7 protein-coding genes and 4 tRNA genes are annotated in these 10,784 nt (G+C 70.9%); 7 read left to right on the plus strand and 4 right to left on the minus strand.

Annotated elements, in window-relative coordinates; genetic code table 11:
* Positions 1 to 175 precede the first annotated feature (175 nt).
* The 3 genes from ACWD4G_RS41340 (at position 176) to ACWD4G_RS41350 (ending at position 3,902) form a co-directional block, all read left to right on the plus strand.
* Positions 176 to 901: a hypothetical protein gene (locus tag ACWD4G_RS41340; RefSeq protein WP_451303116.1), complete on the plus strand. Its 726-nt coding sequence runs from the start codon at positions 176 to 178 to the stop codon at positions 899 to 901.
* Complete coding sequence (locus ACWD4G_RS41345) at positions 888 to 1,781, plus strand: hypothetical protein (protein WP_451303118.1); 894 nt, start codon at positions 888 to 890, stop codon at positions 1,779 to 1,781. Before ACWD4G_RS41340 ends, ACWD4G_RS41345 begins: the two co-directional genes overlap by 14 nt.
* 117 nt (positions 1,782 to 1,898) lie before the next feature.
* The gene (locus tag ACWD4G_RS41350) at positions 1,899 to 3,902 is read left to right on the plus strand and encodes a phosphorylase family protein (protein ID WP_451303120.1); all 2,004 of its coding nucleotides are present in this window, start codon (positions 1,899 to 1,901) and stop codon (positions 3,900 to 3,902) included.
* A gap of 88 nt (positions 3,903 to 3,990) precedes the next feature.
* Here ACWD4G_RS41350 and ACWD4G_RS41355 read toward each other — a convergent pair.
* The 4 genes from ACWD4G_RS41355 to ACWD4G_RS41370 all read right to left on the minus strand — a co-directional run bounded on the left by ACWD4G_RS41355 (position 3,991) and on the right by ACWD4G_RS41370 (position 8,672).
* A tRNA-Lys gene (locus ACWD4G_RS41355) sits at positions 3,991 to 4,063 on the minus strand.
* Between the two features lie 656 nt (positions 4,064 to 4,719).
* On the minus strand, positions 4,720 to 7,182 hold the full coding sequence (locus tag ACWD4G_RS41360) for a DEAD/DEAH box helicase (RefSeq protein ID WP_451303122.1): 2,463 nt from the start codon (positions 7,180 to 7,182) through the stop codon (positions 4,720 to 4,722).
* A gap of 401 nt (positions 7,183 to 7,583) precedes the next feature.
* Positions 7,584 to 8,114, minus strand: coding sequence for a hypothetical protein (locus tag ACWD4G_RS41365; RefSeq protein ID WP_451303124.1), 531 nt, complete (start codon positions 8,112 to 8,114; stop codon positions 7,584 to 7,586).
* A 207-nt stretch (positions 8,115 to 8,321) separates the two neighbouring features.
* Positions 8,322 to 8,672: a metallopeptidase family protein gene (locus ACWD4G_RS41370; protein ID WP_451303126.1), complete on the minus strand. Its 351-nt coding sequence runs from the start codon at positions 8,670 to 8,672 to the stop codon at positions 8,322 to 8,324.
* An 84-nt stretch (positions 8,673 to 8,756) separates the two neighbouring features.
* On the opposite strand from ACWD4G_RS41370, the gene ACWD4G_RS41375 reads away from it, so the two are divergent.
* From ACWD4G_RS41375 to ACWD4G_RS41390, 4 genes are all read left to right on the plus strand, one after another.
* Positions 8,757 to 10,346 carry a metallophosphoesterase family protein gene (locus ACWD4G_RS41375; RefSeq protein WP_451303128.1) on the plus strand — a complete coding sequence of 530 codons (1,590 nt, stop codon included), beginning with the start codon at positions 8,757 to 8,759 and terminating at the stop codon, positions 10,344 to 10,346.
* 106 nt (positions 10,347 to 10,452) lie between these two features.
* A tRNA-Glu gene (locus tag ACWD4G_RS41380) sits at positions 10,453 to 10,525 on the plus strand.
* Between the two features lie 36 nt (positions 10,526 to 10,561).
* Positions 10,562 to 10,636 (plus strand) — tRNA-Asp (locus tag ACWD4G_RS41385).
* A gap of 24 nt (positions 10,637 to 10,660) precedes the next feature.
* A tRNA-Phe gene (locus ACWD4G_RS41390) sits at positions 10,661 to 10,734 on the plus strand.
* The last annotated feature ends 50 nt before the right edge of the window (positions 10,735 to 10,784 follow it).

The following is a 10,784-nucleotide window of genomic DNA, read 5'->3' on the forward strand; positions in this document are numbered from 1 at the left end:
CACCCTGCGGAGATCTCGCCCGCCCACTCGTGCGTGACGCGCATGTCACGCACGAGAGGTGCGCCGAGTACGCCATGCCGTCATGTCGTGCCCGGCTCCCGCACACGGACCGGCGACGTTCTCACGCGACCCCTCGGGCAACTCCGGCCCGACCGCGAGTGAAACGAGGGGAACCGTGTCACCAGCCATACCCGAGCCATCGAGATCACCGGCGCCGTCCGAGCCGTCGACGACGCCCGAGTCGCAGGCGCCGTCCAAGGGGTCGCGCTCTCTGGCGTCCCACCGCCGCAGGGCCAAAATCGCCGTCGCCCTGTCCGGCTTCGCCGTCGTAGCCGCCACGGCCGTCTCCTGGGCCGCCGTCACCGACAACCTCGTACCGACGAACAACTACAACACCGGCTGTCTCAACGGCATGTCGAGCAACAGCGTCTGCCGCACCGACAACAAGGACGTCACCTACTACATGGACAGCGGCGGCAGCGACAAGCTGGAGGACATCGACAGGCAGAACGTCAAGGTGGTGATGGCGCAGGAGTACGCGCCCACCGACCTGACGATCACCTACGACTCCACCCCCACCTGGTCGGGTGACGCGGAGACGGACATCTACTATGCCGAGGCCACCGTCCCGGGCAGCGACGAGGGCCTGACCTGGTGCAACGACAACAGCCCCGGTGGCTTCAAGTGCGACCAGCAGTACATCCGTATCGAGGGCGGCGGCCAGTACACCCCGGGTCTGGTCTGCCACGAGACCGGCCACGCAGTCGGCCTGCTCCACGGCTCCGACGCCTCCCCCGCCCTGCCGAACCAGGACCCCAGGCTGGGCTGCATGAAGAAGAGCGTCGACTTCGCCGACGGCCTCGGCGCGAACAACAGGGAGCAGATCAATGCCAATTACTGACGGGGCCGAGGGGGACACCAAGCACCTGAGCCGTCCGAGCCATCTGAACCGCATCACGCGTATCGCGACGCTCGTCGGTACGACCGCCGCCGTGACGGCGGCCGCGATCTGCGCGACGGTGCTCGTCACCCAGCGGACCCAGGAGCCGCAGGACGCGGAGGCGTCGGGCGGGGCCGCCACCGGGCCGGGCGGGGTGATCGTGGCGCACGGCAGCGACCGGCATCCGAGCCGGACGGCCGCGGACTGGGTGACGTACGCCGATCATGTCGTCGCCGTGACGCCGGTCGCGGAGAAGGAGATCAGCCCGACGGACGAGGAACTCGAACACGGGGAGGGCCTGATCCTGCGCGATGTGACCCTCCGCGTGGACGAGGTCCTCTGGTCCGGCGACAGCCCGAAGGCGGCGGCGCCCACGTCGTTCTCATGGGTGGCCCACGGCTGGCAGTTCACCGGAGGCGACACCGCCAACCGCACCGAGATGACCGGCGAGCACCAGCCGCGCATCGAACTGGGCCACAGCTACGTCATGGCGATCGAGTGGCAGCCCCCGGTGTGCGGCGAGGAGGACGACCGGCTTCCGGGCCGGTGGCGCGGCCTCGGCAGCGACTCGAACATCCCCTTCGACGGCGAGGTCCTCGGCCAGGGCGAGTCCGAGGGAACGGTGACGACGGCGGCCCGCGCCCTGTCCGCGGCGAAGGCCGAGACCGACCCCGAGGACCCGAACCACTCCCTGGAGGACCAACTCACCGGCAAATCCGCGTCAGCCCTGACCCAGGCCCTCCAGAACGCCGAGCCCACCACCCCGACCACCCCGACCACGACGACATCGAAACAGAGCACCACCAGCGCCGAGGCCGCGGAGACGGCCGCCTGCGAGTAGGTCGTACCGGGCCTCCCGTTACCCCTGGGACGTGATGCCCCTGGGAGGCAATCCCCCTGGGAAGTAAGGAAGTATCGGGGAAAGTCGGCTTCCATCGCGGGGGGAGAGACGGTGCCGGTGATCGACAGCGAACCCGCCGCCGTGTCCTACGCGCGGTGCCGCCGGGCGGCGCGGGCGGTGCGGGCGGCGGAGTACGGCAGGAGGGCCACGGCCACCGTGCGCGGCGAGGGCGTCTCCTGCCTGTTGCCCGCACGCGGCCCACTGGCGCTGCTGCTGTACGTCGCCGGGCGGGAGGGGCGGCTGGTCTGGCAGAACGAGCGCGGGTTCATGGTGCTGGAGCCGCCCCCGCTCCTCTCACGGCGGTTCCTCGGAGCGGGTGCCGGCCTCCGGTTCCTCCGGCTCGTGGACCGGCATTGGCAGACGCTGCTGTTCGCGGCTCCGCCGGCGCTGGCCCTGGTGTGCGCGGCGTCGCTGCTGCCGTTTCCGGACGCGCACCTCGCCGTTCTGCTGCTGGCCCTGGCCGCGCTCGTGTACATCACCGTGTTCATGGCCGCGCTGGTCCTCACCGGCGGGCGGGCGCTGTGGCGGTCGTTCGGCGCGGCGGGCGCCGGGCCCCGCGCGGTGGCGGAGTCCCTGGCCGGCCGGCACTGGACCGTACCGCTGTGCCACCAGCAGGACGCCCACCGCACCGACGAGTTGCTGCGGCGCACCACGGCGCGGCTGAGAACCCTGGTCGCCGTACGCGCCGAGACGGCCGCCGCCGACCTCGGCTTCCAGGTGCAGCGGGGAGAGTCGGCCGAGACCCTGGTGGTGCTGAGACGCGGGATCACCACGGAGGCGGTACGGCGACGCCTCGACGCACACGGCACCGGTACGGCCGATCCTGTCGGCGCCGCTAGTACGGCCGACCCGGTGGGCGGCACCGGTACGGCCGACCCGGTCGGCGCCACTAGTACGGCCGACCCGGTCGAGGTGCTGGTCCTGCACCCGCCGTCGACGGCCCCCGACCCCAGCGAGGGCAGGGTCGTCTCCGGGTCCTTCCTGCTCTGGTACGTCAGCGCCGCGACCGCCGTGGTGCTCGTGGGGGCCCAACTCGTGGTCGGCTGGGAGCGCGCGGAGTGCCCCGACGAGTGCCCCGGCCGCCCGGTCACCTACGGCAGCGCCCTGCGCTGGCTGTCCCATCGCCTGCTGCTGAGCGAGCCCGCCGATCTCACCCCGGCCACCGTCCAGACGCAGACCATCGGCTGGCTGCTCGGGGTCATGGCCCTCATGGCCGTCCCCGTCACCGTCGTCGCGGTCCGCCAGCAGGCGAAAGCGCTGCACCGGGCGACCGAACCCCATCGCAGGCTGAACAGGAGAATGATGCCCACGAAGCTGCTGCTCGTCGTCGCGACCGCGGAGGAACGGGACGCGGTGTTCCGCTCGGTGGCGGCGGTCAACGGAACCGGCCCCGAACGCCGTCGCCTCGGCGACCACACGGTCTTCGCGCTGGGCCGGATCAGCGACGCCGACCTCTACGTCGTCCAGAGCGAGCAGGCGTCGGGCGGCCCGTCCGGCTCCGCGCTCGTCGTCTCCTCCGTACTGGACCGCCTGGCGCCCGACTACCTCATCGCGGTGGGCATCTGCTGCGGCACCCGCCCCGGCAAACAGGAACTCGGTCACGTCCTGGTCTCCACGCAGCTCCGCATGATGGACCACCGGAGGGTCGGTGACGCCGACGGACAACCGCTGGTCGTTCTGCGCGGCGACAAGGTGTCCGCCTCCGGGGTACTGCTGGACCGCCTCAGGGCAGCCGAGATCGACTGGACCGGCGCCAAGGTCCACTTCGGGCTGATGCTGTCCTCCAGCGTCCTGATCGACTTCGCCCCGCTCCGGGACCGCATGGTCGCGGAGGAACCGGACGCACTGGGCGCGGAGATGGAGGGCGGCGGCGTCTACGCGGCGGCGACCGGCCGCCACGTCCCCTGGATCGTGGTCAAGGCCGTCTCCGACTGGGGCGAGGCCAAAACAGACACCGCCCAGCCACCGGCGGCCCGCAACGCCGCCGACTTCGTGGTCCACATGGTGACCGGCGGCGCCCTGGACCCCCAGCCCGAACAGAGCACACACGCGGGCGGGTAAACGACCCCGAACAGAAGAGCCCCGGCCGACTCCGCCGACCGGGGCGCCCTTCCGCAGGTCAGAGAGGTGCACCTCTCTCCTGCCTCGGTAGGCCCTGTGGGACTCGAACCCACAACCAATGGATTAAAAGTCCACTGCTCTGCCAATTGAGCTAAGGGCCCAGGCGGTGTTGCGCGATGTTGCCTCCCCGAGCATAGCCGGACGCGGCCGGGACTCCGATCGGGTATCGGTGACCCGGCCGCGTCGAAGCACCGCAAAAAGGTTCGCCACAGAACAGAACGGGCGGAAGAACGGCGGAGGAGCACCGCGAGACGACCGACTCGGCCGGGGCACGACGCCCCCTACCGATCGGATACCCCCAGCGGGACCGCACCGCCCCGCCCCGTCGTACGACTGCATCGCGAACGTGAATCCCAGCAGCAGTACGTTCCCCGCCACCATGACGTCCAGATGGACCCAAGATGGACCCACGATGCCCTTGGGGCCGGCCGTTGACGCGTCGTGCGGTCTCCTCCGTCACCGCGCGGCCTGTCTGCCCGAGTCCGTTGAACCAGCCCGTGGACCACGCCCAGGCCGCCGCACTCCGCTCCGGCGCCAACCGGTGCGCCCAGAGGTACAGGCCCGCCGAGGTCGGATTCCCTCCGCAAGCCTGTGAAAGGCGTCACGACATGGCCGGAAATCAGCCAAGCCGGCATCGCCTGCCGGTGCGGGGCGCGAACGCCGAAGGGCCCGTACGACCTAAGTCGTACGGGCCCTTCCCGATCAATCAATCAGTCAGGCACGGTGAGCCGGTTGTTGTGACCCGCCTGCCCCGCCGTCAGCCGTTGCGCTTCCAGCGCGGCTTGTCGTCGCGGCGGCCGAAGGAACCGCTGCCGCTGCCGGAGCCACGGTGGTCGTCGCGGCGGCCGTACGGGCGCTCATGGCCACCGGAGCGGAAGCCCGGGCGGTCGCCCTGCCGGTCGCGGTTGAACGGGCGGTCGCTGCCCCGGTGCCCACCACGGTCGTCCCGCCGGTCGAAGGAACGCCCGCCACGCTCGAAGCCACGGCCCCGGTCGTCCCGGTTGAAGCCACCCCGGTCGTCCCGACGCTCGAACGAACGCCCGCCACGGTCACGGTCGAAGCCCCGGTCGTTGTCCCGACGGAACCCACCACGGTCGCCACGGTCACCGCGCTCACCACGGTCCCGGTCACGGTTGTCCCGGTTGAAGCCACCCCGGTCGTCGCGACGGTCGAACGAACGCCCGCCACGGTCACGGTCGAAGCCCCGGTCGTTGTCCCGACGGAACCCACCACGGTCGCCACGGTCACCGCGCTCACCACGGTTGTCCCGGTCGTCACGGCGGAAGCCACCCCGGTCGTCCCGACGCTCGAACGAACGCCCACCACGGTCATCCCGACGGTCGTCCCGCCGGAACCCACCACGGTCACCCCTTTCACCGCGCTCGCCCCGCTCACCCCGGTCGTCCCGACGCTCACGCCGCTCGTACGACGACGACGCGCGCCCGTACGACGACGAGCCCCCCGAACGCTCCTCACGCTCGAACCGACCGCCCCGCTCGCCCCTGTCGAACCGCTCGCCCCGCTCGAACCGCTCGGCCTTCTCGACATCCCGGGCGACCGGCTGCTCGGGCACGGATACCTCGGCAATGACCGCGGCCGGGACCGCATCCGAAGCCTGAGCCGGAACCGAGGAAGCCGGAACCGAAGACGCCGAAGCCGCGCCGCCCTCGGCGACACCGCCCTCGCCACCCGCAACCGCACCAGCGGCAGCCGTAGACCCCGCCCCCTCAGCCGCCCGCGCGGCCGCGACCGCCGCCTCCGGGTCCTCGCCCCGCTCACGCGCCGCACGCGCGGTGAGCCGGTCGGCCTCGTCGCGCAGCTCGGCGGCCCGACGCGTCGCCCGCTCCAACTGCTTGGAGAGGTGAGCGACTTCACGCTCGGCCTGCTGCGCGGCGTTGCCCGCCGACTCGGCCTGGACCTCGGTCATGGACCGGGCGCCGGTGATCTCGGCGACCTCGGCGTCGAAGGCCGTACCGCCCTGGATGATGTGGCGCGAGGCGTCGACGCCCGCGTCCTCCATCAGCCGGAAGATCTGCCGGCGCTGATGCGGCAGCGACAGCGACACGACGGTGCCGGACCGCCCGGCACGGGCCGTACGCCCGGACCGGTGGAGGTAGTCCTTGTGGTCCCCGGCAGGGTCGACGTTCAGGACGAGGTCGATGCCGTCCACGTGGATACCGCGCGCGGCGACATCCGTGGCGACGAGCACATTCACGTACCCGTCCTTGAAGTCGGCGAGGGTCCGGGTCCGGGCGCCCTGGGTCATACCGCCGTGGAGCGCGTCGGCCCGTACACCCGCGTCGCACAGCTGCTCGGCGACCCGGTCGGCCCCCAGCTGCGTACGGACGAAGATGATGGTGCGGCCCTTGCGGGAGGCGATCGCGGCCGTGACCGGCGCCTTGTCCTTGGGCTTCACGATGAGGATGTGGTGCGACATGGTCGTCACGGCACCCTGCGCGGCGTCGACCTCGTGCGAGACCGGGTCGGTCAGATAGCGGTCGACGAGGGTCTTGATCTCGTTCTCCATGGTCGCGGAGAACAGCATCCGCTGACCGCCCGCCGGCACCTGGTCGAGCAGCTCGGTCACCTCGGGCAGGAAGCCCAGGTCCGACATCTGGTCGGCCTCGTCGAGCACGGCGATCTGGACGTTCTCCAGCGAGCAGGCACCACGGTTGATGATGTCGCGCAGCCGGCCCGGGGTGGCGACGAGAATGTCGACCCCCCGCTCCAGGGCGTAGATCTGGTTGCCCATGGACGTACCACCGCACACGACCTTCATCTTCAGCCCGAGGACATCCCCGTACGGCTGGAGCGCGTCGGCCACCTGCATCGCCAGCTCACGGGTCGGGGTGAGGATGACGGCGCGGGGCTTCTTCCGCTCGGTGTGGCCACCGGCCAGCGTGGCCAGGGTCGGCAGACCGAACGACAGCGTCTTGCCGGAGCCGGTACGGCCGCGCCCCAGGATGTCCTTCCCGGCCAGGGCGTCCGGAATGGTCGCGGCCTGGATCGGGAACGGGACGGTCACACCGTTCTGCGCGAGCTTGCGCACGACGCCCTCGGGAAGCCCGAGGTCGGCGAAGGTGATCTGCGGCTTCTCGTCGCCGGCGGAGTCGGCGGAGTTCTCGCCGCCTTCGACGCCACCCTCGACGTCGGCGATGCCCTCACGGACATCCTCGTGGTCCTCGGGCAGGACGACGTGATCGGCACTGGAAATGGACATGCGTATGCGAAACCTTCCGGAGTCTCATCGGCACGCGCCCGTCAACTCCGTGATTCGCACACGACCGCCTCTATGCGGTCCGCCACGGCAAGGGAGAGTACGCGCCACACGGCGCGCTCTGCGTTGGCGCCGGGCAAATGGGATCAAACGATCTACCACCATACGCACCCACCACCCCCCAAGGCAAACCGAGCGGATACTCGCAGGTCAGCCCCGATAGGGGCCACGCGACCTTCCTTCGGCGGGGGTGCTAGGGGCGCAGCCCCTAGGAGGGCCGGAGGCCCAAATAGGGGCGCGGGGCCGTACCGATATGCGGCTCCGCCGCGTGGGCGCGACCAGCCACACCAGACCCGCACCCGCCAACGCACACCCACCCCCGAGCTATTAGGCACCCGGCAGACCTAAACCGGCTCCCCCGCCTCCGGCGCCGGTTCCCTCTCCACCAACTGCGCCCCCTGCTCAGGCGCCGAAGAAGACGGCTCAGCCGACGGCTCGGGAGAGCCCGGCGGCTCCGGCTCAGGAGAAAAGGTCGGCTCCGGCTCGGGCGGCGTGGGCGTGGGCGTCGGCTCCCCCTCAGTCGGCTCGGGCGGAGCCGGCGACTCCCCCTTGCCCTCCCCCGCCCCGCCCTTGGGCGGCTTGGCCTTCTTGGACGGCTTCGCCCCCTTGGAGGCGGACGCCGATGGAGAGGCCGACCCGGAGGCGGAGGCGTCCGGCGACGCGGACGGCTTCCGCTTGCTCCGCCCGGCCTCGTGCCCCGTACCGCCCTCGCCGGTCACCATCGAACCCCCGTCGGCCTGTTCACCACCGCTCTCCCCGACCGACGGCGAAGGCCCGGGCTTGCGCCCGTCGTCCCCGACGCTCATACAACCGGCGGCCGCGGCGACGGCCATGACCGTGGCGGCCAGACGGACGGATACGTTGAGGGCGCGCACGGCAGCCACCTCCGAGGGGGCGTGAGGGAATCCCCCTGCCCAACTCCCGCCACACACAAGAAGACACGCGCGGCCCACGCGCTCCCGCGCTCTCTGACGCCGCCCACCAAGGCCGCGCCCTCTAAGGGGCGCGGGGAACCGCGCGATCAACCACAACGGACCCGCAGCCCGCAACGCACAGCCACCCCCACCCCGAACCCGGCGCGGCTACCCATACCCCAACGCATGCAACCGAGCATCATCAATCCCAAAGTGATGCGCGATCTCATGCACCACAGTCACCTCGGTCTCGGCGACGACGTCCTCCCGGCTGTCGCACATCCGCAGCGTCGGCCCCCGATAGATCGTGATCCGATCCGGCAGCACCCCCGCGTACCACTCCCCGCGATCCGTGAGCGGAGTCCCCTCGTAGAGCCCGAGCAGCTCGGGGTCGTCGGCGGGCGGTTCGTCCTCGACGAACACCGCCACGTTGTCCATCAGCCGTGTCAGTTCCGGCGGAATCCGGTCCAACGCCTCGGCGACCAGTTCCTCGAACTCCTCGCGCGTCATCTGCAGCACAGGCCCATTCTCATGCACGACCCCCACGTGCGAGAGTCCTCGCCCCGTCGCATATCCGCCGCCGCCTCTGGGCATACGGGACCAATGGCCCGCGTCCCCGCCGCACAAGCCACCACCGCCCCCCTGCGGGCCCTGGTCCGCCACTACCGCTCCCGCCACCCGCACCCCACCGCCGAACTGGTCCACCACCCCCACCCGTGGGGCCGTGCCTTCGGTCTGGTCGCGGTGGTGCTGTTGGGCGCCTGGCTGGGCCTGCTCATCGTGGGCAACGTACGCACCCCGGTGGGCCCGGTGAACACCACGATGACCCTCCGCCCGTCCCTCACCGGCGGCACGAAGATCAACGTCTCGCCGCTGGGCGCCCTGGAGCTGCGCAGCCACACCGCTCCCGTACGCCTGGACGTGAACGTCGACCAGTTGGACCCGGAGCGGGCGCAGGCCCTGGTCGACCACCCGGAGCGGATCTCCGGGCTGCAGGACGAAATAGCGTCCGACGTCCGCCACGGCACCCTCGACCTGGCCGTACGCTCCGGGGTCGCCGTCGTCTCGGGGGCCACCGCCCTCGGTCTGGCCGTCTACCGCCGCCCCCGCCGCGCGCTGGCCGCCGGCGGCCTCGCCTTCGCCCTGCTGGCCGCCTGCGGTGGCACCGCCGCCGCCACCTGGAACCCGAACTCCGTCCTGGAGCCCAAGTTCTCGGGGCTGCTCTCGTCCGCCCCGTCCCTCGTCGGCAACGCCCGCAGCATCGTCACCGAGTTCGACATCTACCAGCAGGAGTTGGCCCGACTGGTGACGAACGTGACCAAGTTGTACGACGTCACGTCCACGCTCCCCGCCTACCAGCCGGACCCGACGACCATCCGGGTGCTCCATGTCTCCGACATCCACCTCAACCCGGCGAGCTGGAAGATCATCGCCTCGCTGGTGGAGCAGTACGAGATCAATGTGATCGTCGACTCCGGCGACACCATGGACCACGGCACCGCCGCCGAGAACGCCTTCCTCGACCCGATCGCCGACCTCGGGGCCCCGTACGTCTGGGTGCGCGGCAACCATGACTCGCGGGAGACCCAGCGGTATCTGGAGGGCCTGGACAACACGTACGTCCTCGACGAGGGCAAGGCGGTGAACGTGGGCGGGCTGCGCTTCGCGGGGATGGGCGATCCGCAGTTCACCCCGGACCGCTCGACCGGCCAGTCGGGGCTGCCCTCGGAAGAGGAGGCGGGGCAGCGGCTGGCCAAGGCGCTACGGGCCCAGCAGGCGGCCGGCACCCCGGTGGACATCGCCATCGCCCACAACCCGGACGCGGCCCGCGAGACGGACGGCGAGGTGCCGCTCGTCCTCGCCGGACACCTCCACCACCCCGAGATGGAGGTCCTGGACCAGGGCACCCGCCTCCGCATCGAGGGCTCGACCGGCGGCAGCGGACTGCGGGCCCTGGAGGGCGAGCACCCCGACCCCATCGAGACCTCGGTCCTCTACCTGGACCGCGACACCCACCGCCTCCAGGCCTGGGACGAGATCAAACTGGGCGGCCTGGGCCTGACAACGGCCGAGGTCAGCCGCCACCTACCGAAGGAGAACCAGCCAGGAGCCACCCCGGACGACGCCCCGACCCCACCGGACTCCCCCACTCCCACCGGAACCACCCGCACCCCCACCGAAACCACCCCCTGACCGGCCGTTTCCCGCACCCGCAGAAACCGTTTTGGCGATAGCTCCCGCCATCCCATATGCTTCTCACGTCCCCGACGCGCTGACAAAGCGCCCAGGCGGGCCGATAGCCCTCATCGTCTAGCGGCCTAGGACGCCGCCCTTTCAAGGCGGTAGCACGGGTTCGAATCCCGTTGGGGGCACGCAAGAACATGTGCGACACTGTCGTACGCCTTCTTGGTCCTGTGGAGCAGTTTGGAGTGCTCGCCACCCTGTCAAGGTGGAGGCCGCGGGTTCAAATCCCGTCAGGACCGCTGGTGTTTCACGTGAAACATCGCGGCTGGGTAGCTCAGTTGGTACGAGCGTCCGCCTGAAAAGCGGAAGGTCGCCGGTTCGACCCCGGCCCCAGCCACACCGTATGAGAGTCCCCTCCGAGCGATCGGAGGGGGCTTTCGTCACAGC

This window comes from Streptomyces sp. NPDC002643 (genome assembly GCF_053592555.1).